The organism is Arthrobacter echini, assembly GCF_008107445.1.
GTDB classification, from domain to species: Bacteria; Actinomycetota; Actinomycetes; order Actinomycetales; family Micrococcaceae; genus Arthrobacter_D; species Arthrobacter_D echini_A.
Genome location: NZ_VSLD01000001.1, coordinates 325,013 through 351,284, shown reverse-complemented (window position 1 = coordinate 351,284; position 26,272 = coordinate 325,013). Strand labels below are relative to the sequence as shown.

22 protein-coding genes are annotated in these 26,272 nt (G+C 68.4%); 12 read left to right on the top strand and 10 right to left on the bottom strand.

Going from position 1 to position 26,272, the window contains the following annotated elements; genetic code table 11:
- Position 1: 1 nt before the first annotated feature.
- Complete coding sequence (locus FQ377_RS01645) at positions 2-955, bottom strand: 1,4-dihydroxy-2-naphthoyl-CoA synthase (protein ID WP_148599498.1); 954 nt, start codon at positions 953-955, stop codon at positions 2-4.
- 91 nt (positions 956-1,046) lie between these two features.
- Here FQ377_RS01645 and FQ377_RS01640 point away from each other — a divergent pair, with 91 nt between their 5' ends.
- Positions 1,047-1,817 carry a tyrosine-protein phosphatase gene (locus FQ377_RS01640; protein ID WP_148599497.1) on the top strand — a complete coding sequence of 257 codons (771 nt, stop codon included), beginning with the start codon at positions 1,047-1,049 and terminating at the stop codon, positions 1,815-1,817.
- Positions 1,818-1,924: 107 nt separating this feature from the next.
- Here FQ377_RS01640 and FQ377_RS01635 read toward each other — a convergent pair whose 3' ends face one another.
- Entirely contained in the window at positions 1,925-2,299 is a 375-nt protein-coding gene (locus FQ377_RS01635; protein WP_262364266.1) for a PaaI family thioesterase, read from the bottom strand.
- A 59-nt stretch (positions 2,300-2,358) separates the two neighbouring features.
- On the bottom strand, positions 2,359-4,545 hold the full coding sequence (locus FQ377_RS01630; protein WP_148599495.1) for a S9 family peptidase: 2,187 nt from the start codon (positions 4,543-4,545) through the stop codon (positions 2,359-2,361).
- A 185-nt stretch (positions 4,546-4,730) separates the two neighbouring features.
- Between FQ377_RS01630 and FQ377_RS01625 the strand changes: the two genes are divergently transcribed.
- The 4 genes from FQ377_RS01625 to paaZ all read left to right on the top strand — a co-directional run bounded on the left by FQ377_RS01625 (position 4,731) and on the right by paaZ (position 9,725).
- A complete protein-coding gene (locus FQ377_RS01625; protein ID WP_148599494.1) occupies positions 4,731-5,939 on the top strand; it encodes an acetyl-CoA C-acyltransferase in 1,209 nt (402 codons plus the stop codon).
- Entirely contained in the window at positions 5,939-6,679 is a 741-nt protein-coding gene (locus FQ377_RS01620) for an enoyl-CoA hydratase/isomerase family protein (protein WP_148599493.1), read from the top strand. The genes FQ377_RS01625 and FQ377_RS01620 overlap by 1 nt, the downstream gene beginning before the upstream one ends.
- Complete coding sequence (locus FQ377_RS01615; RefSeq protein WP_148599492.1) at positions 6,676-7,548, top strand: 3-hydroxyacyl-CoA dehydrogenase family protein; 873 nt, start codon at positions 6,676-6,678, stop codon at positions 7,546-7,548. The genes FQ377_RS01620 and FQ377_RS01615 overlap by 4 nt, the downstream gene beginning before the upstream one ends.
- An 89-nt stretch (positions 7,549-7,637) precedes the next feature.
- Positions 7,638-9,725 carry a phenylacetic acid degradation bifunctional protein PaaZ gene (gene paaZ / locus FQ377_RS01610; RefSeq protein WP_148599491.1) on the top strand — a complete coding sequence of 696 codons (2,088 nt, stop codon included), beginning with the start codon at positions 7,638-7,640 and terminating at the stop codon, positions 9,723-9,725.
- 940 nt (positions 9,726-10,665) lie between these two features.
- Here paaZ and FQ377_RS01605 read toward each other — a convergent pair.
- Positions 10,666-11,478 (bottom strand): type IV toxin-antitoxin system AbiEi family antitoxin domain-containing protein, encoded by an 813-nt coding sequence (locus tag FQ377_RS01605; protein ID WP_148599490.1) that lies wholly within the window; start codon positions 11,476-11,478, stop codon positions 10,666-10,668.
- Positions 11,479-12,255: 777 nt separating this feature from the next.
- Positions 12,256-12,870, bottom strand: a complete 615-nt coding sequence (locus FQ377_RS01600) for a TetR/AcrR family transcriptional regulator (protein WP_148599489.1) — start codon at positions 12,868-12,870, stop codon at positions 12,256-12,258.
- A gap of 119 nt (positions 12,871-12,989) precedes the next feature.
- Between FQ377_RS01600 and paaA the strand changes: the two genes are divergently transcribed.
- The 6 genes from paaA (at position 12,990) to FQ377_RS01575 (ending at position 17,661) form a co-directional block, all read left to right on the top strand.
- Positions 12,990-13,970 carry a 1,2-phenylacetyl-CoA epoxidase subunit PaaA gene (gene paaA / locus FQ377_RS01595; protein ID WP_187393219.1) on the top strand — a complete coding sequence of 327 codons (981 nt, stop codon included), beginning with the start codon at positions 12,990-12,992 and terminating at the stop codon, positions 13,968-13,970.
- Entirely contained in the window at positions 13,971-14,318 is a 348-nt protein-coding gene (paaB, locus tag FQ377_RS14780; RefSeq protein ID WP_187393218.1) for a 1,2-phenylacetyl-CoA epoxidase subunit PaaB, read from the top strand.
- Positions 14,315-15,139 carry a 1,2-phenylacetyl-CoA epoxidase subunit PaaC gene (gene paaC / locus FQ377_RS01590; protein ID WP_148599488.1) on the top strand — a complete coding sequence of 275 codons (825 nt, stop codon included), beginning with the start codon at positions 14,315-14,317 and terminating at the stop codon, positions 15,137-15,139. Before paaB ends, paaC begins: the two co-directional genes overlap by 4 nt.
- A complete protein-coding gene (gene paaD / locus FQ377_RS01585) occupies positions 15,136-15,645 on the top strand; it encodes a 1,2-phenylacetyl-CoA epoxidase subunit PaaD (protein ID WP_395858452.1) in 510 nt (169 codons plus the stop codon). The genes paaC and paaD overlap by 4 nt, the downstream gene beginning before the upstream one ends.
- On the top strand, positions 15,645-16,775 hold the full coding sequence (gene paaE / locus FQ377_RS01580; protein WP_148599486.1) for a 1,2-phenylacetyl-CoA epoxidase subunit PaaE: 1,131 nt from the start codon (positions 15,645-15,647) through the stop codon (positions 16,773-16,775). Before paaD ends, paaE begins: the two co-directional genes overlap by 1 nt.
- 106 nt (positions 16,776-16,881) lie before the next feature.
- Positions 16,882-17,661, top strand: a complete 780-nt coding sequence (locus FQ377_RS01575; protein WP_148600040.1) for an enoyl-CoA hydratase/isomerase family protein — start codon at positions 16,882-16,884, stop codon at positions 17,659-17,661.
- 97 nt (positions 17,662-17,758) lie between these two features.
- Here FQ377_RS01575 and FQ377_RS01570 read toward each other — a convergent pair whose 3' ends face one another.
- Complete coding sequence (locus tag FQ377_RS01570; RefSeq protein ID WP_148599485.1) at positions 17,759-19,171, bottom strand: amidase; 1,413 nt, start codon at positions 19,169-19,171, stop codon at positions 17,759-17,761.
- The gene (locus tag FQ377_RS01565) at positions 19,168-20,547 is read right to left on the bottom strand and encodes an MFS transporter (RefSeq protein WP_222861819.1); all 1,380 of its coding nucleotides are present in this window, start codon (positions 20,545-20,547) and stop codon (positions 19,168-19,170) included. The genes FQ377_RS01570 and FQ377_RS01565 overlap by 4 nt, the downstream gene beginning before the upstream one ends.
- A gap of 301 nt (positions 20,548-20,848) precedes the next feature.
- On the opposite strand from FQ377_RS01565, the gene FQ377_RS01560 reads away from it, so the two are divergent.
- Positions 20,849-21,685: a DUF1028 domain-containing protein gene (locus tag FQ377_RS01560; protein WP_148599484.1), complete on the top strand. Its 837-nt coding sequence runs from the start codon at positions 20,849-20,851 to the stop codon at positions 21,683-21,685.
- A 1-nt stretch (position 21,686) separates the two neighbouring features.
- On the opposite strand, the gene FQ377_RS01555 is transcribed toward FQ377_RS01560, so the two are convergent.
- The 3 genes from FQ377_RS01555 to FQ377_RS01545 all read right to left on the bottom strand — a co-directional run bounded on the left by FQ377_RS01555 (position 21,687) and on the right by FQ377_RS01545 (position 26,185).
- Entirely contained in the window at positions 21,687-23,171 is a 1,485-nt protein-coding gene (locus tag FQ377_RS01555) for a peptide MFS transporter (protein WP_148599483.1), read from the bottom strand.
- Between the two features lie 101 nt (positions 23,172-23,272).
- Positions 23,273-25,780 (bottom strand): GcvT family protein, encoded by a 2,508-nt coding sequence (locus FQ377_RS01550; protein WP_148599482.1) that lies wholly within the window; start codon positions 25,778-25,780, stop codon positions 23,273-23,275.
- A 54-nt stretch (positions 25,781-25,834) separates the two neighbouring features.
- Positions 25,835-26,185: a bifunctional 3-phenylpropionate/cinnamic acid dioxygenase ferredoxin subunit gene (locus FQ377_RS01545; RefSeq protein WP_148600038.1), complete on the bottom strand. Its 351-nt coding sequence runs from the start codon at positions 26,183-26,185 to the stop codon at positions 25,835-25,837.
- Positions 26,186-26,272 lie beyond the last annotated feature (87 nt).

Genomic DNA, 26,272 nt, shown 5'->3' with positions numbered 1-26,272 from the left:
CCTAGAAGTAGTAGGGGAACGAGGACCAGTCGGGAGCGCGTTTCTCGAGAAACGCCTCCTTGCCCTCCACCGCCTCGTCCGTCATGTAGGCCAGCCTGGTGGCCTCTCCCGCGAAGACCTGCTGGCCTGCCAGGCCGTCGTCGGCGAGGTTGAAGGCGAACTTGAGCATCCTGATGGCCTGCGGACTCTGGGCCGCGATGTCCGCGGCGTACTCGAGAGCCGTCGCCTCCAGCTCCGCGTGATCGACGGCCTCGTTGACCGCGCCCAGGTCCACCATGTCCTGGGCGGAGTATTCGCGGGCCAGGAAGAAGATCTCCCGCGCCTTCTTCTGGCCGATCTGCCGTGCGAGCAGGGCCGAGCCGTACCCGGCGTCGAAACTGCCCACGCTCGCATCCGTCTGCTTGAACCTGCCGTGCTGGGCGGAGGCCAGTGTCAGGTCCGCGACCACGTGGAGGCTATGCCCGCCGCCGGCGGCCCACCCGTTGACGACGGCGATGACCACCTTGGGCATGGTGCGGATGAGTCGCTGCACCTCGAGGATGTGGAGGCGCCCGGCGCGGGCGGGATCGATCGTCTCGGTCGTCTCGCCCTCTGCGTACCTGTAGCCGTCACGGCCGCGGATGCGCTGGTCGCCGCCGGAGCAGAAGGAGTGCCCGCCGTCGCGCGGGCTGGGGCCGTTGCCGGTCAGGAGCACGGTGGCCACGTCGGGCGTCATGCGTGCATGGTCCAGGGCCCGGTACAGCTCGTCCACGGTGCCGGGGCGGAAGGCGTTGCGCACCTCGGGCCGGTCGAACGCGATGCGGACGGTGGGAAGGTCACGGACGACGGCGCCCGCGGTGTCGCGTTCCACCTGCCGGTGATAGGTCAGATCTGCGAGGTCCTCGAATCCCGTGACCACGCGCCAGCGGGTGGGGTCGAAGATATCGGATACCGTGCGGGGGAGCTCGTGGGTCACCCGTCGAGTCTAGCCTCGCGGGCCTGGCCTGGCCTGTCCTGGCCTGTCCTGGCCTGTCCGGGGCGTCGGTGGGCGTTGCTACGCTACCGGCATGGACGCCGTACCCGCAGCCCCGCCCGTCGACGACGTCGTGAAGACTCCCGCTCCGATCCGGTGGGACGGCGCGGTGAACGCGAGGGATCTCGGCGGGACCGGCGGCGTGCAGCCCGGCCGGCTCTACCGGATGGGCCGGCACGAGTGGGTCACCGAGGCAGGCTGGGAGCAGGCCTGGGCCGAGGGGGTACGTACCGTCATCGACCTGCGCAATCCCTTCGAACTCGGTCGGCGGTCGAGCGATCCGGCCGTCCCACCCGGGGCCCTGGACCGGTTCGAGATCCACAATCTGCCCACCGAGGACCAGTCCGACGACGAGTTCATGGCCCTGACCGGCCCCTACCTGAACACCCCGGAGCACTACGGCGAGAATCTGACCCGCTGGCCCGAGAAGTTCGCCGCGATCGCCCGCGCGATCGTCTCCGCCCGTCGCGGCGGCGTGGTGGTGCACTGCGCCGCCGGGCGGGACCGCACCGGGCTCGTGGTGGCGCTGCTCCTGAGTGCCGCCGGGATCCCGCACTCCGCCATCGCCGCCGATTATGCCGCGGCCGTGACCGCCATCAATAACCGCTACCGGGCCCAGGAGGTCCCGCACGAGACTCCGCGCTCGGACGAGGAACTGGCCTCCTGGCTCGCGGAGGCCCAGGGACACCTGCTCGAGCTGCTCGCGTCCCTGGATGCAGCTGAGCTGCTCCGCGCCGGCGGTCTGAGCGAGGAGGAACTCGGCACCCTGCGGACGAGACTGACGGATCCCGACTGGGCCGACTGACCGCGACGGGCCGTGACCGCCCGCCCCGGCTCCGCCCGCCCCGGCTCCGGCCGGCCCGGCTCCGGCCCGGGAGACCGGTCGGTCCGGGACGCGGCGCCCCTTGGGCGTCAGACGGTGGGCGGGCTCGTCGGGATCGGTCGATCGAGGAGCACGTTGGTGATCCGCAAGGTGCAGATGCGCTGACCTGCCTCGTTGCTGAGCAGCACCTCGTGGGTGGTCACCGTCCCCCCGAGATGGATGGGGGTCGCGGTGATCGTGATCAGACCCTCCCGTGCCCCCTTGTGGTGGGTGGCCGAGACGTCCACCCCGACCGCCGTCTTCCCGAGCGTGGAGGCGTGGATCACGGCGGCCCAGGAGCCCACCGCTTCCCCGACGGCCAGGGATGCGCCTCCGTGGAGGAGGCCGAAGGACTGCCGGTTGCCCTCGACGGGCATCGTCGCCACGACGCGATCGACGGACTGTTCGAGGATGCGCACGCCCATCTTCTCGTCCAGTTCGCCGAGTGTGATGGTCCACGGGGTGTACTCGGGCGTCGGCTGCGTCACTGCGGGGTGTCCGTCATCCTGGCGGTGGCGCCGACGGCGTCCGCGGCGAAGGCGTAGTCCCAGGCGACGTCGCGCCACCGGGAGTAGCGGCCGCTGGCCCCGCCGTGTCCGCCGTCCATCTCGGTCTTCAGCACGATCGGCTCGGGCCCCGTCGTCGTCCGGCGCAGCTCGGCCACCCACTTGGCAGGCTCCACGTACAGCACTCGTGTGTCGTTGAAACTCGTGACGGCAGCGATGCGCGGGTACGCCACGGGGCGCACGTTCTCGTAGGGCGTGTACTCCTTCATGTACCGGTACACCTCCGGATCGGTGAGGGGATTGCCCCATTCCTCCCACTCGAGGGCGGATAGCGGCAGGTCCGGATCCAGGATGGTGGTCAGGGCGTCCACGAAGGGGACCTGCGCCACGATGGCACGGTACTTCTCGGGGGCCAGATTGGCGACGGCGCCCATGAGCAGGCCCCCCGCAGAGCCTCCCATGGCGGCGATCCGGTGCTCGTCGACCCACCCCGACGCGGCCAGGAAGGTCGTGGCGTCCACGAAATCGGTGAAGGTGTTCTTCTTCGCGAGCTTCTTGCCCTGCTCGTACCAGGTACGTCCCATCTCGCCGCCGCCACGGATGTGGGCGGTGACGAAGATGATCCCGCGGTCGAGCAGGGACAGCCGGGCGATCGAGAACCCGGGATCCATGCTGACTTCGTAGCTACCGTAGGCGTAGATCACCGCCGGGTTCGACCCGTCCTGCACAAGATCCGCGCGCCGCACCACCGAGAGCGGGATCAGCGTCCCGTCCGCCGCCGGCGCCCACTGGCGTTCGGCGACATACCTGGTGCTGTCGTAGCCGCCGAGCACCTCGGTCTCCTTGCGCAGGTGCAGCGAGCCGTCCTCGAGGACGTAGTCGTACACCCGCGGGGGTGTCAGGTAGGACGCGTAGGACAGCCGGATGATCGGGGAGTCGAACTCGGCGTTCGCGAGATTGCTCGTGAACAGTTCCTCGTCGAAGTCCGGTTCCGCCGGAAGGAATTGCTCCGGCGTGCCGAGGCCGGCGAGCGGGAGGACCTGTACGCGCTCGATCGTGTCCCTGCGGACCGACAGCACCACGTGGCTCCGGGTGAGGGACAGGCCGTCGACGCGCACGGCGTCGTCGTGCGGGACCACCGTGGTCCACTCCTGGTCCGCGAGGGGACGGGCGAACTGATCGGCGGCCACGAGGCTCACCATCGAGTTCTTCGCCCCGCGGTCGTGGGTCAGCAGGTAGTGGGGTGCGCCCGCGATCGTCACGGGCTCGGCGTCGTACAGGATGCGTTCGTCGCGGGAGATCAGGGTGGTCAGTCCGGCGTCGGGACGGGCGAGGTCCAGCACGCGGTACTCGCTGTACTCCGAGCAGCCGATGCTGATCAGGAGCCGGCTCCGATCGGCCGAGATCTCGAAGCCCGTCCACATGGCGACGTCGTCCTCCTGGTACACGACGACGTCGTCCGCCACCGGGGTTCCCAGCACGTGCGCCTTCACCTGGTACGGGCGCCACGAGTCGTCGACCACGGTGTAGTAGAGGCGTGAGCCGTCGGGGGAGAAGGCCACCCCGTAGAAGATGTCGGGGACCTCGTCCGGCAGGAGCTCACCCGAGGCCAGATCCTTGATGCGCAGCGTGAAGCGTTCGTCGCCGGCGTTGTCCTCGCTGTAGGCCAGCAGGGTGCCGTCCTCGGTCACGGCCAGACCTCCCAGGGAGAAGAACGGCTTGCCCTCGGCGAGGTCATTGCCGTCGAGCATGATCTGCTCGCCCGGCACCGCCTGGCCGGGAACCACCGCAGGCGGGGTCCAGTCCCGCGTGGGATCACCGGTGTCCGTGGCGGCGACGCGGCACTGGATCGCGTACTGCCGGCCCTCCTCGGTGCGCGAGTAGTACCACCAACCCCTCTTCCGGGCGGGGACGGACAGGTCCGTCTCCTGCGTGCGGTCCTTGATCTCGCTGAAGATGGCTTCCCGGAGCGGCTCCTGGCCCGCGGTGACGGCGTCGGTGTAGCTGTTCTCGCGCGTCAGGTACTCGACGACGTCGGGGCTGTCCTTCTGCCGCATCCAGTCGTAGTGATCCACGAATGTATCGCCGTGATGGGTGCGCTCGGTCGGCACCCGCGGGGCAGGGTGGGGCACGAGGAGCTCGGGTGTGGTGGCGTCAGCGGTCATGCATTCCATCCTGCCACCCTCCCTCCGCGCCCCCGCAACGCCGGCCCGTGGCGTGGAGGGGCGCGGGTGCCGATGGTTGACCGTGCCGGGCGGGCATGCAATTCTGGAGCAGGCCTTTACAGAACGAGCGTTCAGTAATTCGAGCGGGAGCGGGCCGGTTCTTTCACGACGACGAGGAGACGACCATGGCCGAGGCCTTCCTGGTGGGGGGTGTCCGCACCCCCGTCGGACGCTACGGCGGAGCGCTCTCCAGCATCCGCCCGGACGATCTCGCGGCGCTCACGCTGGCCGCCGTCGTGCAGCGGGCCGGTCTGGACCCGGCCGCCGTCGACGAGGTGATCCTCGGCAACGCCAATGGGGCCGGCGAGGAGAACCGGAACGTGGCCCGCCTCGCGTCCCTGCTCGCAGGGTTCCCCGACACCGTTCCCGGCATCACGGTCAATCGCCTCTGCGCCTCGGGCCTGTCCGCCATCATCATGGCGTCCCACATGATCAAGGCAGGGGCGGCGGACATCGTGATCGCCGGCGGGGTCGAGTCCATGAGCCGCGCGCCGTGGGTCATGGAGAAGCCGGACAAGGCCTTCGCCCGGCCGGGCGCCGTCGCGGACACCTCCATCGGCTGGCGCTTCACCAACCCGGTGCTCGCCGCGCGCGACAAGGCCACGTACTCCATGCCGGAGACGGCCGAGGAGGTCGCGGAGGTCGATCGGATCTCGCGCGATGACGCCGACGCCTTCGCTCTCCGCTCGCACCAGCGGGCGCTCGCGGCCATGGAGGCAGGGCACTTCGCCGACGAGATCCTGCCCGTGCAGGTGAACCGCGGGAAGACGTCCTTCTCCGTGGACACCGACGAGGGACCCCGCGCCGATACGACGCTCGAGGCGCTCGGCAGACTCCGTTCCATCGTCAAACCGGACGGCATCGTCACCGCGGGCAACTCGAGCTCGCTCAACGATGGCGCCTCCGCCGTCATCGTCGCCTCAGAGGCGGCCCTCACACGTCACGGCCTGACCCCGCGTGCGCGGATCCTCGACGGCGCCTCCGCCGGTGTGCCGCCCGAGATCATGGGGATCGGCCCCGTCCCGGCCACGCAGAAGGTCCTCGACCGTACAGGGTTCTCCGTCGGCGATCTCGGTGCCGTGGAGCTCAACGAGGCGTTCGCCACGCAGTCGCTCGCCTGCATCCGGCGGCTCGGACTCGACGAGGAGATCGTCAACCGCGACGGCGGCGCGATCGCCCTCGGGCATCCGCTCGGCTCCTCGGGCTCCCGCATCGCCATCACCCTGCTCGGTCGGCTCGAGCGTGAGCTCGCCGGGTCGTCGCGGCGGCTCGGGCTGGCCACCATGTGCGTGGGCGTGGGGCAGGGCACCGCGCTGCTCGTCGAGGGCGTCTGATGGCCAGTGCCCTGAGGATCACGGACGGCGACGATCGCGTGGTCGTCGAGCTGCACCGACCCGAGGTGCGCAACGCCATCGACCGGCAGATGGTCGACGAGCTGCACGCGGTCTGCGCCTCTCTCGAGCAGGCGCCCCGCATCCTCATCCTGATCGGTTCCGACGGCGTCTTCGCCTCCGGAGCCGACATCGCCGAACTGCGGGAGCGCCGGCGTGACGACGCGCTCGCCGGCATCAACTCGACCCTCTTCGCGCGCATCGCCGCGCTGCCCCTGCCCGTGATCGCGGCCCTGGACGGGCATGCGCTCGGGGGCGGGGCCGAGCTCGCTTTCGCCGCGGACTTCCGCCTGGGCACACCGCGCCTGCGGCTCGGCAACCCCGAGACCGGGCTGGGCATCCTCCCCGCAGCAGGCGCCACCTGGCGGCTGAAGGAGCTGGTGGGAGAACCTTTCGCGAAGGAGATCCTGCTCGCCGGGCGCATCCTGTCCGCGGGGGAAGCCCTCGACGTCAGGCTCGTCAGCTCCCTCCATGAGCCTGAGGATCTCCTGGCGGCTGCCCACGACCTCGCGGACCGGATCGGCCGGCAGGATCCGCTGGCGGTCCGCATCACCAAGAGCGTGTTCCACGCTCCGCGCGACGCCCACCCCGTGATCGACCAGCTGGCGCAGGCCGTCCTGTTCGAGTCCGAGGCGAAATTCGACCGCATGCAGCGGTTCCTGGATCGGAAGAAGAGCTCATGAACGGGATCCCGGCACGGGTCGGTGTGCTCGGCGGAGGGCGTATGGGAGCCGGCATCGCCCACGCCTTCTGCCTCGCGGGTGCCGACGTCGTCGTCGTCGAGCGTGACGACGCCGCTGCGGGAGCCGCCCTCGATCGGGTCTCGACCGCCATTGCCCGCAGCGTGGAGCGAGGCACCACGACGGAGGACGCCGAGGTGCTGAACCATCGGGTGTCCGTGTCCACGGATTACGGCTCCTTCGCCTCGTGCGGTCTCGTGGTCGAGGCCGTGCCCGAGGATCCGGCCCTGAAGCGGGAGGCCCTGCGGTCGGTGGAGGTCGTGCTCGACGACGACGCCTGGCTCGCCACGAACACGTCCTCGCTGTCCGTCGACGCGCTCGCCGGCGCACTGCGGCGACCCGAGCGCTTCTGCGGTCTGCACTTCTTCAACCCGGTGCCCGCCTCCACGCTCATCGAGGTGGTCCTCGGGGCGCAGACGTCCGCCGAACTCGAGGCTGCCACGCGGTCCTGGGTCGCGGCGCTCGGCAAGACCGCCGTCGTCGTGCAGGACACCCCCGGGTTCGCCAGCTCCCGGCTCGGCGTCGCGATCGCTCTCGAGGCGATGCGCATGCTCGAGGAGGGCGTGGCGACGGCCGAGGACATCGACGCCGCGATGGTCCTCGGGTACAAGCACCCCGTGGGTCCGCTGCGCACCACCGACATCGTGGGTCTCGACGTCCGACTCGGCATCGCGGAGTACCTCGAGTCGACCCTCGGGCCCCGTTTCGCCCCGCCCGCCATCCTGCGTGAGTTGGTGGCGCTGGGCCGCCTCGGGCGCAAGAGCGGTGGCGGCTTCTTCGACTGGGACGCCCCGGCGTCGCCGGCCTCCTGACAAGTGCCACCCCCTCCTACCTACCTCGACACCCGCGGTCCGGCCCTCCCGGACGCATCCCGACAGAACCAGTGAAAGGTGAGCGGATCATGACCACCGCCCCGGAGCGAGTACAGATCGACGTCGTCCCCAGTTTCCTCGAGGACGCGTGGTGGACGCCCGATCGGTCTGCCGCGGACGACGACGGCACCGTGGTCCGCGACGCCAGCACCGGTGAGGAGCTCGCGATCGTCAGCACCGCGGGCATCGACACCGCCGCCGCCGTCCGCTTCGCGCGGACCACGGGGCAGACCGAGCTGGGCCGGATGACCTTCCATGAGCGCGCCCTCAAGCTGAAGGAGCTGGCACAGTTCCTCAACGCCCAGCGCGACCCTCTGTACGAGCTCTCGGCGAAGACCGGGGCCACGAGGACCGACTCGATGGTCGACATCGACGGCGGCATTGGTGTGCTGTTCACCTTCGGGTCGAAGGGACGCCGCGAACTGCCGAACTCCCATGTGATCGTCGACGGTCCGGCGGAGGTGCTCTCCAAGGACGGCTCGTTCCTCGGCACCCACATCCACACGCGGATCCCCGGCGTCGCCGTGCAGATCAACGCCTTCAACTTCCCGGTCTGGGGCATGCTCGAGAAGTTCGCGCCCGCGTTCCTTGCCGGTGTGCCGACCATCGTCAAGCCAGCGACCCCCACGGGTTTCCTCACCGCTGCCGTGGTGAAGCTGATGATCGGCACGGCCATCCTGCCCACCGGAGCGCTGCAGCTCATCTCCGGCCCGGCCCGCGACATCCTCGATCACCTCGACTACCGCGATCTCGCTGCCTTCACAGGGTCCGCATCGACCGCCAATACGCTCAAGTCGCACCCGGCCGTCGCGCAGGGCGGTGTGCGCTTCACCTGCGAGACGGACTCCCTGAATGCGGCGATCCTCGGCCCCGATGCTCTCCCCGGTACGCCCGAGTTCGACGCGTTCGTGAAGTCACTCGTCACGGAGGTCACGGTCAAGGCCGGCCAGAAGTGCACCGGGATCCGCCGGTCCATCGTGCCCGAGGCGCTGGTCGACGACGTCGTCCGCGCCGCCGGGGAGCGCATCCGTTCGCGCGTCACGCTCGGAGATCCCCGTGCCGAGGGCGTCACCATGGGTGCGCTCGCATCTTTGGCGCAGCTCGAGGGTGTCCAGGACTCCGTGCGTGAACTCCTCGCCGGCGGAGCGTCCGTGGCCTTCGGCTCGCTCGATGCGCCCGACGTCGTGCTCGCCGACAACACCTCCGGCAAGGCACCGGACGGCGCGTTCATGGGGCCGATGCTGCTCACCTGGGACGACGTCGAGGCCGGGGCGCTGCACTCGGTCGAGGCTTTCGGTCCCGTCGCGTCGGTGATCGGCTACGAGGATCTGCCGCACGCCATCCGGCTCGCGGCGCTCGGCTCGGGATCTCTCGTGGCGACGGTCTGCACCAACGATCCCGCCGTCGCCCAGGAACTCGTGCTGGGTATCGCCGCGCACCACGGGCGCGTGCTGATCCTCAACCGCGAGGACGCCCGCACCTCCACCGGCCACGGCTCGCCCGTGCCCCACCTCGTGCACGGCGGGCCCGGGAGGGCCGGCGGTGGCGAGGAACTCGGCGGCATGCGCTCGGTGCTGCACCACATGCAGCGCACCGCGGTGCAGGGCTCGCCGAACATGCTCACGAGCATCACGGGGGAGTGGCACACGGGGGCCGATCGCCGGTTCGACGACGGCCATCCGTTCCGCAAGGATCTCGCCACCCTGCGCATCGGCGATGCCGTCCGGTCCGAGCTGCGCCGGGTGAGCCTCGAGGACATCAGTGCCTTCGCCCAGACCACCGGCGACACGTTCTACGCCCACACGAACGAGGAGGCCGCTGCGGCCAATCCGTTCTTCCCGGGGATCGTGGCGCACGGTTACCTCCTGCTGTCCTGGGGTGCCGGATTGTTCGTGGACCCGGAGCCCGGGCCGGTTCTGGCGAACTACGGTCTGGAGAATCTGCGCTTCATCACGCCGGTTGCGGCCGGCGACTCCATCCGCGTGACCCTGACCGCCAAGCGCATCACCCCGCGCGAGACGGACGAGTACGGCGAAGTGGCCTGGGACGCGGTGCTGCACAATCAGGACGACGAGATCGTGGCCACCTATGACGTCCTGACCCTCGTGGAGAAATAGCTCCACCTCGGAGCTGCCCCCGCGGTGGCGTGGAGGTTCGTGGGGCGGCGTCGGAGCGGCGTCGTTCGCTCCCACTGTTCGACGCTGAGCGGTGGGATCGGCTGCTCGTTCCCACTGTTCGACGCCGGCCACTGGGAAGGACGCGTTGGTGCACGCCTTCTGGGTGCTCGTGTCCACTGTTCGGGCGTGATTGATGGGATTGTCCGCTCGTTCCCACTGCCGGGCTCCGATCACTGGGAATGAGGCGTGACGCCGTGCGATTGGCGCTGCTCCTTCCCACTGCCCAACGCCGACCACGGGGAGGGACGCACTGCTGCACGCCGTCGAGGTGCTTCTTCCCACTGCCCAACGCCGACCACGGGGAGGGACGCACTGCTGCACGCCGTCGAGGTGCTCGTGCCCACTGCCCAACGCCGACCACGGGGAGGGACGCACTGCTGCACGCCGTCGAGGTGCTCGTGCCCACTGTCGGGCGTGATCGGTGGGATTGTCCGCTCGTTCCCACTGCCGGGCTCCGATCATTGGGAATGAGGCGTGACGCCGTGCGATTGGCGCTGCTCGTTCCCACTGTTCGACGCCGACCACGGGGAGGGACGCACTGCTCGATCCCATTGCGGACCGCCGCGCACTGGGAGCGAGGCGTTGCTGAATCTTTCGGGCTGCTCGTTCCCGCCGTTCGGGCGTGGTTGTCGGGGTTGGCCGCTCGTTCCCATCGCCCGATGCAGAGGACTGGGAATGATGCTTGGGCCAAGCAATCGGGGCTGCTCGTTCCCGCCGTTCGAGCGTGATTGATGGGGTTGTCCGCTCGTTCCCACTGACGGGCTCCGACCACCGGGGTGAGGCGTGTTGCCACGCAATCGGGCCCGTTGGCTCCCACGGCGCGGCATTAGATGGTGGGCATGAAGCACGCGAGTTGGGCGGCGAGTCTCGGTCCGGCGCCCTATCTCTGCGGCGAATGCGAGGCCAGCGCTGTAGTAACGAGACGGATGAACTGATCCGGTTGATTGACCAGGAGGTTACGACTCACACGAAGGATCGGTACACCTCTGGTGGTGAGTAGGTTCCAGCGGCGCCGGTCCTCCTCGAATTCACGGCGTTCACTGTGGAACTCGCGTCCGTCCGCCTCGATGCCCAGGAAGCCATCTACGAACAGGTCGATTCGCCCGACCCCTCTGACATGCACCTGCGATGCCACGGTGAAACCCGCTCGGACGAGGTGGTACCGAGCGACAGTTTCGAGAATGGACTGGGAGTGGGGATCGATCAACTCGATCACGCGCCTGAGTGCACCAGCTCTTCGGCTCTTGGCGACGGTTCTCAACTCGGCGAGATCGACCAACCCAAGCACGACGGCCGACTCGATGACGCACAGGGCGTCGAGTTCCGGGACGCAGCGGGCGCACTGGACGCAGATGGACAGCGTCGAGAGAGGGAGTTTGGATCGGTGGACGCGTAATCGGCTGCTCGGAACGAGCCCGCCATGGTCGACGCTGACGTGCAGGAGAGTCGGAGGTCGCAACACCCATAGCCCGCGCTGCTGGGCTGCACTGATACAGGACAGCTCGGCACCGGCACAGCGCGCCTCCAGTAGGTCCCCGTTCCCACCAGGCAGGGCATAGACACCCCTCGAGGCGCGGACGACCAGCTCTCCATTGCACGCGCGGGCGAGCGCTGTCGTGCTCGCTCCGGCGGCGACGAGCTCGCGTGTCCGCGCCACCCCGCCCAGCTTCATCAGCACCTCGACGACATCCATGCTCCAAGCTTGTCCTGCAGAGGGGAAACGGTCCTGGAGCGCTCCGAGTATGTGGACATCATTCCTGTCCCACCATTGAGCGACGAGCGGCAAGAGAAGCGGTTGACCCCACTGGAGGTCGCCGATCGGTGGGATCGAGGAGCACGCAGGACTCCTTGCGGGCCTCAGGTGGCCCTGATCCCACCGGTCGACGGCGGTTGGTGGGGAGGAACGGTCGATCCCGTTGGACGAGGCCCAGACGTGGGAAGGACGCCCTTTCAGGCGGTTGGCCCCACTGGAGGTCGCCGATCGGCGGGAACGAGAGGGGAGGAACGGTCGATCCCATTGGGCTTGGCCGATCGGTGGGATCGAGGAGCACGCAGGACTCCTTGCGGGTTTCAGGTGGCCCTGATCCCACCGGTCGACGGCGGTTGGTGGGGAGGAACGGTCGATCCCATTGGGCTTGGCCGATCGGTGGGATCGAGGAGCACGCAGGACTCCCTGCGGGCCTCAGGTGGCCCTGATCTCATCGGTCGACGGCGGTTGGTGGGGAGGAACGGTCGGTCCCACTGGCCCAGGCCCAGCAGTGGGAGGAACGCCGCTCCGGACGCCCGGTCCCGCGGGACGAGGCCCAGACGTGGGAGGGACGCCGCTCCGGACGGTCGGTCCCACGGGCCGCGGCCGAGCAGGGGGAAGGGATGGCCGACCCCACTGGATGAAACCGAACGGTGGGAACGAGGAGCGCGCAGGGCCCCGAAAACGACCCAAGAACCCGACCCAGGAAACCCCCGAACGGGGCTAGCGGCAGTGCAGGCCGTCGAAAACCATCAGGATGATGTCGTCGGCCAGCTTCTCCGCGGTGAGGGGCCCGCCCGGCCGGTACCACTCGACGATGGAGTTGATGGTCCCGAAGATGAAACGCGTGGTGGTCCGCGGATCGATGTCCCCGCGGAGGGAGCCCTCCTGCCGGGCGGCATCGACCAGGGCCGCGACCTCCCGGTCGAACGTGCGCCGCCTGTCCAGCGCCTCCCGCTCGATCTCCGTGTTGCCGCGCAGCCGCAGCAGGAGCGTCACGAACGGCAGGCGCTCGGTGAGGACGCCGATGGTGCCGCGCAGCACGAACTCGAGGCGCGCGTCCGCCGCACCGGACCCGGCACGCTCATCCTCGAGGATCGACTCGAGTCCGCCGAGCGCGTGGTCGAGCGCCAGCCGCAGCAGGTCGCCCTTCGACGGGACGTGGTGGTAGATGGCGGACTTGCTGATGCCCAGTTCCTCCGCGAGCATGCCCATGGACGTCGCCTCGTAGCCGTAGCGGTTGAAGGCTGTGACGGCGACGGCGACTACGGACTGCTGGTCGTACCCGGGCCTGCCGCGGCGGGCGGTGGGTGCGGATACGGGGCCGACGGCGGTCATGAAGCCATTTTCGCATGAACGATCGGTCGGTTTGTCATTGACTGCCCGGAACAGCACTCCCTATACTGAACGAACGGTCGGTAATTAAGCCGGGCGTCCAGACGAACGAGGTAGACACCATGACGACCACAGCGATCGACGCGGGTAGCCGCGTGGACGAGGACACTGCCGGAGAGCAGCTCTTCAACGAACTCATCGCACAGGACTCCCGGATCGAGCCACGCGACTGGATGCCTGCGGACTACCGCAAGGCCCTCACGCGGCAGATCTCCCAGCACGCACACTCGGAGATCATCGGCATGCAGCCCGAGGCCAACTGGATCACGCGGGCTCCCTCCCTCAAGCGCAAGGCCGTCCTCATGGCCAAGGTCCAGGACGAGGCGGGCCATGGTCTGTATCTCTACTCGGCCGCCGAGACCCTCGGTACGCCGCGCGACAAGATGACCGAGGACCTCATCGCCGGCAAGGCCCGGTACTCGAGCATCTTCAACTACCCCGTGCGCACGTGGGCGGACATCGGTGCCATCGGCTGGCTCGTGGACGGTGCGGCCATCTGCAACCAGGTGCCCCTCTGCCGTGCCTCCTACGGTCCGTACGGCCGCGCGATGGTCCGTGTCTGCAAGGAGGAGTCGTTCCACCAGCGGCAGGGCTTCGAGATCCTCCTCGAGCTGGCCAACGGCACCCCCGAGCAGCGCGCCATGGCCCAGGACGCCGTGAACCGCTGGTACGCGCCCTCGCTCATGATGTTCGGCCCGCCCGACGAGGACTCGCCGAACTCGCAGAAGTCGATGGAGTGGAAGATCAAGCGCTTCTCCAACGACGAACTTCGCTCGCGCTTCGTGGGCATGATGGTGGAGCAGGTCAAAGTGCTGGGCCTCGAGCTCCCGGATGCGGAGATCCGCTACAACGACGAGACCGGCCGCTGGGAGCACGGGCCCCTCGACTGGAACGAGTTCAAGGAGGTCCTCGCCGGACGCGGTCCCTGCAACGCCCAGCGCATGGAGCGTCGGCGCGAGGCCCACGAGGACGGCGCCTGGGTACGTGAGGCCGCAGCAGCCTACGCCGAGAAGCAGGCCGCCAAGTACGCGCAGGCGGCTTAGGTGACCGGCGGATCGACCACGGGCGACGACGGCGCGAAGGCACCGTCGTCGGGCCCGCAGGAGCCCCGCGAGGCCTGGCCGCTGTGGGAGGTGTTCGTGCGGTCCTCGCGCGGACTCTCCCACGTGCATGCCGGTTCGCTGCATGCCCCCGATGCGCAGATGGCCGTCAGGAATGCCCGCGATCTGTACACGCGGCGCAATGAGGGCGTGAGCCTGTGGGTAGTGCCGGCGACGTCGATCGTCACCAGTGATCCCGATGCGAAGGACCAGTTCTTCGAGTCCCCGCAGGGCAAGGACTACCGTCACGCCACCTACTACACGAAGAGCGAGGGAGTGAAGCACCTGTGAGCGAGGCCAACGCCAGCGCCACGCGCATCACCCCGGGCAACGCACTGCGCCCCGAGGACATCGCGCTCCTGGAGACCAAGCCCGCCGACGCCGTCGCCCAGTATGCCCTCTGGCTCGGCGACGACGCGCTGATCCTGGCGCAGCGCCTGGGCTGGTGGATCTCCCGGGCCCCCGAGCTCGAGGAGGACGTGGCCCTCGGGAACATCGCGCTCGACCAGATCGGCCACGCCCGCTCGTTCCTCACCTATGCCGGCCGCGCCTGGGACAAGACCGAGGACGATCTCGCGTACTTCCGCCGCGAGCCCGAGTTCCGCTCCGTGCATCTCGTGGAGCAGCCCAACGGGGACTTCGCCCGCACCATCGCACGCCAGTTCGTCGTCGCGCTGTACCAGTGGGAGCTGTACTCGCGCCTGGTGGACTCCAGCGATCCGACCCTCGCCGCGATCGCGGCGAAGGCTGTCAAGGAAGTGGATTACCACCGCGACCACAGCATCCAGTGGACCCTGCGCCTCGCGCAGGGCACCGACGAGTCGCGCCGTCGGATGATCGCCGGCCTCAAGCTCACCTGGCCCTATGTGGAGGAGCTGTTCACGGATCACCCGCTCGTCAACGAGCTCGGGGACATTGCCGTGCGTCCCAGCAGTCTCCGCTCGTCCTTCGACGAGGCGGTGAAGCTGGTGCTCGACGAGGCCGATCTGGAGCTGCCCGACGTACCCGGCGCCATCGGCGGCGGACGGCAGGGCCTGCACAGCGAGCACCTGGGCTACATCCTCGCGGAGCTGCAGGTCCTGGCGCGCGAGTACCCCGGAGCGTCGTGGTGACCGTGGAGCAGCTCCGGCCCTCGACGCCCACGGACGCCGCGGTGTGGGACATCGCCGCGACGGTGTGCGATCCCGAGATCCCCGTGCTCACCATCGAGGACCTGGGGATCCTGCGCGCGGCCCACGTGGCCGAGACAGGTCGGGTGGAGGTGACCATCACCCCCACGTACTCCGGCTGCCCCGCGATGGACGCCATCCGCGACGACGTCACCATCGCGCTGGGAGGTGCAGGGTACGACGACGTCGCCGTGCGCCTCGTCCTCGCGCCGGCCTGGACCACCGACTGGATGAGCGACGACGGCAAGGCGAAGCTCGAGGAGTACGGCATCGCCCCGCCCACCGGCACCGCGGCCGCAGGTCCCGTGCGCGTGGGACTCAGCGTCAAGTGCCCGCAGTGCTCGTCCCTGAACACACGCGAGCTGACTCGCTTCGGCTCCACGTCCTGCAAGGCGCTGTACGTCTGCAGCGACTGCAAGGAACCCTTCGACTACTTCAAGGTGCATTGATGGCCGTTGTCCTCGCCCCCTCCACCAAGCGGCGGAGTGCCTTCCACAGCCTCACGGTCCGCGAGGTCCGCCGCCTGACCGACGACGCCGTCGAGGTGACCCTCGATGTGCCGGTCGAGCTGCAGGGCACCTACGACTACCTGCCCGGTCAGTACGTGGCGCTGAGGACCACGCTCGACATCGACGGCGAACCGAAGGAGGTCCGCCGCAGCTACTCGATCTGCGCGGATCCCCGGCCGGGTGAGCTGCGGGTCGCCGTGAAGCGGGATCTCGGCGGGGTCTTCTCCACGTGGGCCAACGAGTCGCTGAAGCCGGGGGACACCCTCGAGGCCATGAGCCCGCTGGGCCAGTTCACTCCGCGCACGACGCCGGGGGACCAGGCCGTCTCGCTGGTCGCCGTCGCGGCCGGATCCGGTATCACGCCGGTGATCTCCATCGCCCGGTCCATGCTCGCGGCCGGCCCGAATGTCCGCTTCGACCTCGTGTACGCGAACAAGGCGGCGATGGACGTCATGTTCCTCGAGGAACTGGCCGATCTGAAGGACCGCTACCCGTCCCGGTTCGCCGTGCACCACGTCCTGTCCAGGGAGCAGCGCATCTCCCCGCTGCTCTCGGGGCGCATCGACGCCGAGAAACTGGAGAAGCTGCTGGCATCGGTGCTGCCGGCCGACCAGGTGGACGAGTGGTTCCTGTGCGGACCGTTCGAGCTCGTGCAGCTGTGCCGCGACTCCCTGGCCGAGCGCGGCGTCGAGGCCGAGAGGATCCGCTTCGAACTGTTCACCACCGGGGAGCCCGCCCGTCCTGAGGGAAATATCGGCCGCCCAGTGGTCGCGGACGAGAGCGGTGAGAGCTACACGATCTCCTTCAACCTCGACGGGCTGAAGGGCTCCGTCCAGAGCCCCACCCACGCGCGCGAGTCGATCCTCAACGCAGCGCTGCGGGTCCGTCCGGACGTACCCTTCGCGTGCGCCGGCGGGGTCTGCGGAACCTGCCGCGCCAAGGTGGTCGAGGGGACGGTGGAGATGGCGGAGAACTATGCCCTCGAGCCCGACGAGGTGGCGAACGGCTTCATCCTGACCTGTCAGGCCCACCCCACCAGCGACGCCGTGTCCGTCGACTACGACGCCTAGGAGCACACCGATGTCAACAGGACCCACCTCCGTGCCCCAGGACGAGAAGACCGGCGACGAGAAGACCCGGGATGAGAAGACCCGGGGCCAGAAGACCGGCGACAGCATGATCCGGCTGACGATCGCCGACGGCATTGCCGAGGTGGTCCTCGACGCGCCGTACCGGCTCAATGCCGTCGACACGCAGGCACTCGACGATCTCTCGGCGGCGTACGACGACGCCGCAGCCGGCGTGCGCGAGGGAACGGTGCGGGCGCTGATCCTGCGCGGCGAGGGCCGGGCCTTCTGCGCCGGTCGCAATCTCGGCACGGTCGAACCGGGCAACGACGACGCCTTCGCGTTCCTCGACACCACCCTGACGCCGTTGCTGCGAAGGATGGCGGACTTCCCGGCTCCCACTTTTGCCGCCGCGCAGGGCGCGTGCCTCGGCGTCGGACTCGGTCTGCTGATCGCGACCGATGTGGTCTACGTGGCGGAGAACGCGAAGATCGGCTCGCCCTTCGCGAATCTGGGACTCGTGCTGGACTCGGGCGGGCACTGGCTGTTCATGGAGCGTCTCGGCGCGCACCGGGCCCTGGACCTCATCTACACGGGAGATCTCATGAGTGGCACGGAGGCTGTCACGGGCGGTCTCTTCAGCCGGGCTGTGCCTGCCGACGAGCTGCTCGAGTTCACCCGGGGCAAGGCCGCCCGCGCGGCGAACGGCCCCCGGCAGGCGCACGTGGCCTCGAAGCAGCTCATCAACAGGATCCGAGACGAGCGTCTCGGATTATGGGACGCCATCAGCGGCGAGAACGATGCGCAGGCCGTACTCGCGGCCTCCGACGACTACCGGGAGGGCCTCGAAGCCTTTCGCGAGAAGCGGGCGCCCCGCTTCGGGGCCTGAAGCCGGGGCCCACCGACGTCGTGCCATGATCCGGCCGGCGCCCTTCCGTGATATCGGGATCTTGGCATCCGGGCCTCCACGGCTCCGCGTGCTGACGTCACAGAGCCGTGAAGGACTCCTCCAGTGCCGCCGCGACGATGAAGAGCTGTTCCTCCTGATCCGGTTTCGCGATGACCTGGACGGAGCGGGGCAGCCCGTCCCCGGTGCCGGGCACCGGGACGCTGAGCGCTGGGAAGCCCAGGACGCTCCAGGCAGAGGTCATCGAGAGCAGCGCCTCCCGCGGACTGTTCCACAGGGTCTCCGGCGGAAAGCTCCGCTGGTCGATGGCCGGAGCACTCACGGGTACGGTGGGCATGAGCAGGACGTCGGCTGTTCTCAGGCGGACCAGGACCCGGGCTCGCAGCCGCTCCTTGTCCGCGAGGGCCAGGACGTACTCCCAGCCCGCGACCCTGGATGCCTCGTGCAGCCGTTCGAGGACCTCACTGCCGAAGAGCTCCGGGGCACGTTCCACGCGCTCGTGGTGGAGGGCGTAGGCCTCGGCGGACTGGATGACCCGGTACGGGTCAGCGCAGGCATCGATTTCCGGGAGGAATACCGTGGGCACTGGTGCACGGTCACGCGTGAGGGCGGCTGCCGCGATCCGGACCGCGTCGGCGGAATCCGCCGACGCACGCTCGGTCAGGGCGCACGTCACCAGGGCGTAGCGCAGCTCGCCGGCATGGATCGCGGCGGGAAGGCCCCGGGGGTCCTCCGTGCCTTCCGCTGCGGGAAATAACCCGCCGCTCGGGGAGAGCGACCGCCAGGCGATGGCGATGTCCTCGGCGGTCGCGGCCAGCGGGCCCACCACATCCAGGGTGGGTGACAGCGGGAAGACGCCGCGACTGCTGAGGGACTGCCCGGTCGGACGCAGGCCGAGGGTCCCGCACAGTGCGGCCGGGACGCGGGTGGAACCTCCGGTATCCGTCCCCAGCGCCAGGGGCAGGAGCCCCGCCGCCACTGCGGCTGCCGACCCGCCGCTCGACCCGCCGGTCATCAGGCCGAGGCGATGCGGGTTGCGTGCAGGGCCCGACGCCGACCGGTCACTCGTGGGACCGTAGGCGAACTCGTGGGTCTGCGTCTTCGCCAGGATCACGGCACCGGCACTGCGCAGTGCCGTCACGACGTCGGCGTCGGCTGTGGGGACGTGGTCGGAGAAGTGCCGCGACCCCATGGTCGTCAGGAGTCCGTTCGTGGCGATCACGTCCTTGATACCGACCGGGATGCCGTGGAGGGGGCCGCGGTCCAGCCCGGCTGCAAGCTCCTCATCGGCTACGGCCGCCGCCTGTGTTGCTCCGTGATCGTCGATGGTGACGAAACAGTTCAGCATCGGACCGTACTTGTGGGCGGCGGCCAGGGCCACCTCGGTGATTTCCAGGGAGCTCGTCTCGCGCGAGCGGATCCTCGCCGCAAGCGTGGAGATGGTCGTCCCACCGAAGGGGCCGACGCCGCCCAGCGCAGCGCCCCCGGTCATGAAGCCCTCGCTTGTTCGGTCTTCGTCCGGATCCCGGGCCTGACGAAGATCATGGCGAACATGCCGATCCCGGTGGCGACGGCGGTGGCAATGAACATGGAGTTGTAGCCGTGCATGGCGACGAGGAACCCCGTGAGGGTCGGGGCCACGATCGTGGCGATGTTCGTGATGAAGTGGCTGATGCCGCCGAAGGTGCCCGCGCGGCTCGGAGCCGTATCGATGATCACGATCCAGTAGACGGCATTCGGCAGGGAATTGAGCGCATTACCGATCGCCATGATCAGAAGAACCATTCCCACGCTGTCCACCGTCGGGATCAGGCAGAAGCACAGGGTAGTCAGCAGGAGGGATCCTGCGGCGAAACCACTGCGGGCGATCCAGAGGCTGCCGGTCCGCCGGCGCAGCCAGTCCGATATTTTTCCGCCGAGGAGAACCGTGAAGCACGCGCCGATCCACGGGATCATGCCCAGATACCAGAGCGAACCGAGATTGAACCCGAATTCGTCCTGGAGGTATTTCGGCGTCCACGTCAGGATCATGAAATTGACGTATTGGAAGGCGAAATACCCCAGAGCATTGAGAACCAGGGTGCGGCTCCTGAAGAAGGACCACCACGGTACTTTCGACTCCTCCGTGGAAAGACTCTTCTCACTCGCCAGCATGTCGTCGGTACTGCGTATCAGGGCGAGTTCCTCAGCGGAGACCCGCGGGTTGTCCTCCGGGAGATCCGTGAACATCCTGCGCCAGAAGATGAGCCACACCAGGCCGATCACGCCGAGTATGACGAACATCCAGCGCCACTGTCCTGTGACCGTCAGCAGGAACACGGCAATGGGGGCTGCCAGGAGTGCGCCCAGGGGAGTCCCCAGGAGGCCAAGCGAAGCGGCGAATCCCCTCTCGCTGACGGTTGCCCAGTTGGCCATGGTGCGATTGATGGTGGAGAACGTGGGCCCTTCGGCCGCACCGAAGAGGACCCGGAAGACCGCGAACTTGGCCAGGGCGGATCCGCCGAAGAATGCCAGTCCGATATCGCCGGCGAATGCCATGGTTATCTCGAAGACCGACCACAGGGACACTGCCCAGAGCCACACCCAGCGTGGACCCTTGCGGTCTGCCAGCGCGCCGCCCACCAGGGCTCCAGCCATGTAGCCGTACCCGAAGTAGCCGAGGACCTGGCCCCAGGCGATCTTGTCGAGGCCGTACTCCTCGATCATCGGGTTCGCAGCATAGGAGATGGCGCCGCGATCCACGTAGTTGATCACCGTGATGACGACGACCATGGCGAAGATGGCGTAGCGGTAAGTACTTCGGGACGGCCTCTCGGCCAGCTGCCATGGCGCGGCGGCAGGTCCGGTTGCTGCAGTATTTCTGGGCATGGGGGACTGTTCTTCCGGGTGAATGACGGTCAGGGGTGTTCCGGGCGACGGGGAGGAGCGACTCGCGGTGCGTGAGGCCCGGCCGGGCCGACCTGGGAAAAAGTAGCACTACGGAGCGCGTCGCGCAATCGTTTGTGTTCCGCACCAGCATGCGCATCGGTGGTGTGGCGGAGGCTGCGTTACAGTGCCATTACCGGACCCGTAGGTGTTCCGAGGGACCCGCGCCCCTGCGGTACAGGCGTCGAGCGGGTCCCTCGGGCCGGTCGGGACGTCTGCAGCAGATCACTCAGAAGGGTAGGACATGACATTTTCCATTGTTGCCGTCGATGCGCGGACCGGAGAACTCGGAGTGGCCGTCCAGTCGAAATTCCTGGCCGTCGGTGCTGTGGTGCCGTACGCGCGCGCCGGCGTCGGCGCGGTTGCGAGCCAGGCCTTCGTCGACGTGACCATCGGTTCCCGCGGCCTCGACCTCCTGGAGCGGGGCGTCGCCCCGGAGGACTGCGTCGAACGCCTCCTGCAGAACGACCCGCTGCGCGAGCAGCGGCAGTTCGGCATGGTGTCCGCGGACGGCCGTCGTGTGGCCTTCACCGGCAGGGAGTGCTTCGACCACGCCTCGTCGCTCCTCGGCGAGGGCTTTGCTGCGCAGGGCAACATCCTGGCCGGCAGGGCCGTGGTCGAGGGCCTGGCTGCGGGATTCCTCGCGAGGCCGGACGCGCCCCTCGCTGCTCGGCTGATCGACGCGCTGGAGCAGGCACAACAGGCGGGCGGCGACCAGCGCGGCCAACAGTCCGCCGCGCTGCTCGTGGTGAAGGAGGGCGGAGGCTATGGCGGGAACCACGACAGGATGCTCGATCTACGGGTCGATGATCATCAGGAGCCCATCGCGGAACTTCGCCGCCTGCACGGACTCCATGATTTCCTGTTCCAGCGAGCCGATCCTGCCTCGGCCCTGACTGTCGACGCCGGACTCCAGGCCGAGCTGCTCACAATGCTCGTGCAGCGCGGCCTGGACACCGGACAGGGATTCGAGGCAGCACTGTTCGCCTACTTCGGGCACGAGAATCTCGAGGAGCGTTGGCTGGGGCCGGAGCGGATCGACGCCGTCGTACTCGACCACCTTCGCAGCCAGGCCGACTGAGCTATCGGACGCCGTCCATCCTGCTGCCGATCCACCTGCGGAGCAGCAGCAGGATGACGCCCACGGCCACGGCCGCCCCGCCCAGGGAGAGGAAATAGGGCACCTCGTTGCTCACGTCGTAGAAGCCGGCCAGCCAGCCGGCTGCAGAGGTGCCGACGGCGATCGAGACGAACCACATGGCCACCATCTGGGTCCGGAAGGCCTCGGGAGCCACCTTCGTGGACAGGGACTGCCCCACGGGTGAGATCAGCAGCTCCGCCATCACGAAGAAGAACATGATCAGGACCAGCCACAGCAGCGGCGTGCTCCCCGGCCCACCGTTGGCGTAGGGCAGGAACAGGAGGAAGGCGGCGCCGATCACCAGGGCACCCAGCGCGAATTTCACGGGGGTGGCTGGCTGTCGGGACCCGAGTTTCGTCCACATCGCGGCGAAGACGCTCGCGAAGACGATGACGAAGATCGGCGGGATCGATTGGACCCAGCTCGGCGGGATCTCCAGGCCGAATACCGACAGGTCGAGCCTCTTGTCGGCGTAGAGGGCGAGGACCGTGAACAGCTGCTGGTACATGGACCAGAAGACCGAGGAAGCGATGAACATGGGGATGAAGGCGACCACTCTGCCGTGTTCCACCCTGCTCAGGGAGGGGCTGGTGAGCATCACGGCGAACAGGGCGACGGCGACCGCCAGGGTCAGCACGGTCACGATGCCCGAGAGTCGACCCACCGTGATCACCCCGAGGAGGGTCAGGACGACGACGAGGGAAACGACCGCGGCGACGATGGCTCCGAAGCGCGCCCGGCCACGCGGGCTCAACGGATTCAGGACCTCGCGACCCGTGCCGCCGATGGTGGATCGCCGCAGCAGCACGTACTGGGCCAGGCCCAGTGCCATGCCGATCGCGGCCGCGCCGAATCCCCAGTGGAAGCCCTTCATGCCCCAGAGGGCACCGGTGACCAGGGGGCCCACGAAGGCGCCGATGTTGACGCCGATGTAATAGATGGAGAAGCCGGCATCCCGGCGTTCGTCGCGCAGGTCGTACATGTCCCCGAGGATGGAGCTGGTGGTCGCCGAGAGCGGACCTGACCCGGCAGCGATCAGGATCAGCCCCACCCCCAACCCCAGGACGCCGGGGACCAGTGCGAGTGACAGGTGCCCCAGCATGATGACGACGGCCGAGAGGACCAGGGCGCGTTCCGCCCCCAGCAGCCGATCGGCCACCCAGGCGCCCAGGACGCCGGACAGATAGACCATGCCACCGTAGGCGCCCACGATCGATGCCGCGGCGATCTCCGACAGCCCCAATCCGTCATCGCCCACCGAGTAGTACAGGTAATAGAGGAGGATGGCTTGAAGACCGTAGAAGCTGAATCGCTCCCACATCTCGACGCCCGCAAGATTCAACAGCCCCAGCGGATGTCCGAGGAATTTCCGGGTAGTCGGATCATCGGTTTTACTCCCGGTACCCACCGGAATCTCGGATTGCATGGGCAAACACTAACAGAGCTCCTCCAGACCGAAGACCACATTCTCGGAACCGATATCGGGGAGGAACATGCCTTCTTCCCCCGCTAGTATTCCCTCATCATTCAGCCGCGCAGTCTCTCCATTCCCGGATCGAAGAGTGGCTCGGCCGTCACCGTTGCGGGAATGCGGCGGCCGAAGTACTCGATCTCCACGGAGTCTCCCATCCCGATGGAATCCGCGAGCCAGGCATAGGCGATCGGTGTCCGGACCGTGTAGCCGTAGGCGGCACTGGTGACGTACCCGGCAGTCTCGTCGTCGACGAACACGGGCTCTTTGCCCAGGACCATGGACGTGCCGTCGTCGATCGTCAGGCACCGCAGCGTCCGAGCCATGGAGGCCTCTGCCGGGGTGGACAGGGCCTCCGCGCCCACGAAACCCGTCTTGTCCCGGGCGATGGAGAAACCGACACCGGCTTCGTGCGGGCGGTGCTCCGAGGTCATGTCCGTGCCCCACAGCCTGTAGCCCTTCTCGATCCGCATGCTGTTGAAGGCCCCGCGCCCGGCCGCGATGATCCCGTATTTCCGGCCGGCCTCGAACAGGAGGTCCCACAGCCTCAGGCCGTAGTCGGCCGTGGTGTACAGCTCCCAGCCGAGTTCGCCCACATAGGAGAGCCGCATCGCCGTGACCGGTATGCCGCCCACCGAGATCTGCTTGGTGCGGAAGTATTTCAGCGCGTCGTTGCTGAGGTCGTCGCTGCTGACCTCGCCGATCACTTCCCGTGCGAGTGGTCCCCACAGCCCGATGCAGCAGGTGCTGCCGGTGATGTCGGTGACCTGCACCCACTGGGCAGGATCAGCGGCGGACTGGTGCCGGGCCTGCACCCGGAGGTAGTCGAAGTCCACGTTGCTGTTGACCCCGAGCTGGAAGTCCTCCGCCGCCAGGCGGGCCACTGTCACATCGCTGCGGATGCCGCCGTCGCCCGCCAGGAGCAGGCAGTACGTCACGGCACCGGGCTTCTTGGTGATGTTGCCGGTGCTGAGCCGGTGCAGCAGCGTCTCGGCTCCGGGACCGGTGACCGAAAGGCGTTTGAGCGGCGTCATGTCGTAGAGCCCGACGGCGGTACGTGTCTTCCAGGCCTCCGCCGCCGAGATCGGGGAGGAGAACAGTGCGGACCATGCGTCGCGCTCCGGCGGCCGCCACTCCTCGGGGAGTTCCTCCAGCAGCACCCTGTTGGCCTCGAACCAGTGTGGGCGCTCCCACGCCGCCGCTTCGAGGAACACCGCGCCGAGTTCCCGCTGCCGGATGTTGAAGGGGCTGACGCGCAGGTCGCGCGGGGACACCCTGGGCTGGAGCGGGTGCAGGATGTCGTAGATCTCCACGAAGTTCTGCTGCGACGCCACACTGACATAGGCGTCGGACGTCTGCACCTCCTCGAAGCGCGTGAGCTCGCAGCCACTCAGATCGGTGCGGGACCGCCCCTCGACCAGCAGTTCGGCCATCGCCCTGGCGACGCCGGCCGAGTGCGTCACCCAGACGGCCTCGGCGACGAAGAGGCCCTCGAGGTCGGGGGATTCGCCCATGAGCGGACCGCCGTCGGGCGTGAAGGAGAAGATGCCGTTGAAGCCGTCCTCGATCCGCGTCGAGCGCAGGGCGGGCAGCAGCTCCTGGCCGTCCGCCCACGAGGGAGCGAAGTCCTCCTCCGTGAAGTCGAGGCGCGAGGGCATCCGGTGGTCCGACATCTCGTCCGCGCCGATCCGGGGCAGCGCGTCCATGTCCACCGGCAGGGGCCGGTGCGCGTAGCTGCCGATACCCATCCGGTCCCCGTGCTCGCGGAAGTACAGATCCCGGTCCTGGTAGCGGAGGATCGGACGGCCGGCGCCATTGGGCATCTCGTTCACGCCGCGCAGCTCACGGAGCGGAGTGGTGGTGACGTACTGGTGGGCCAGGGGCAGCAGCGGCACCGACAGTCCCGCCAGGCGGCCCAGCTCACGACCCCAGAATCCGGCGCAGGAGACCACGATGTCGGCCGGGATGGCCCCCGACGAGGTCTCCACGCCCGTGACCCTGCTCCCCGCCCGCGTGATGCCGGTGACCGTGGTGGACCCGCGGTACTCCACTCCGGCCGACCGGGTTCTGCGGATCAGCAGCTGGGTGGCACGTGCGGCCGACGCGAGTCCGTCCGAGGGGACGAACAGGCCCCCGAGGACCCGGCGACCGTCACCGAGGGACGACGTCGACAGCAGGGGGTACTTCTTCTCGCACTCGTCGGCGTCGATCAACCGACCCTCGAGGCCCCAGGAGGTGGCGAAGCCCAGCCGGCGCTTCAGGTCCTCGAGCCGGGCGGGGGTGGTGGCGATCTCCAGACCGCCCACCTGGTTGTAGCAGGAGATGCCGTCGGCGCTGAGGGAGAGCAGCTTGTCCACCGTGTAGGTGGCGAACTCGGTCATGGCTTTCGAGGGGTTGGTCTGGAAGACCAGGCCCGGAGCATGCGAGGTGGAGCCGCCCGCCAGCTCCAGCGGTCCCTGCTCCACGACGGTGATGTCGGTCCATCCGCGGTCGGTGAGCTCGTCGGCGAGGTTGGTGCCGACGATGCCGGCACCGATGATGACGACGCGTGGTGATGTTCTCATGGGCGAGGCTCCTGGGTCCGCGTCAGCGGAGGACGACGATGTGACATGGGGTGATCAAGTGGTACTTTCCGCCCGCACGCCCGGTGGGAGATTGGGTTCTGCCGTCGACTCCTCGACCATGATGTCGCCGTCGACCACCGTGACCCGGTGGGCGCGGACCGGGAGTTTCGCGGGAGGCGCGTCGACCCCGCCGGTACGGAGATCGAACTTCGAGGCATGGAGCGGGCACTCGACCCAGCAATCCTCCACCCACCCGTCGGCCAGGGAGGCGTCCTGGTGAGTACAGGTGTCGTCGAGGGCGAAGAGCTCGCCGTCCTCCGTATGGAAGACGGCGATAGGGGGTGAGGTGTCCAACCGCAGGGAGTCACCGGGTGCCAGTTCGCTGAGTGGGCAGGCCTTGTGCATGGGGATGACCTCTTCTTCCAGGGTCTTCAGGTCGGTGATCCGCAACACTCTCCTGAGCGGTTGCGTGGACGGAGACTGTGCCACATC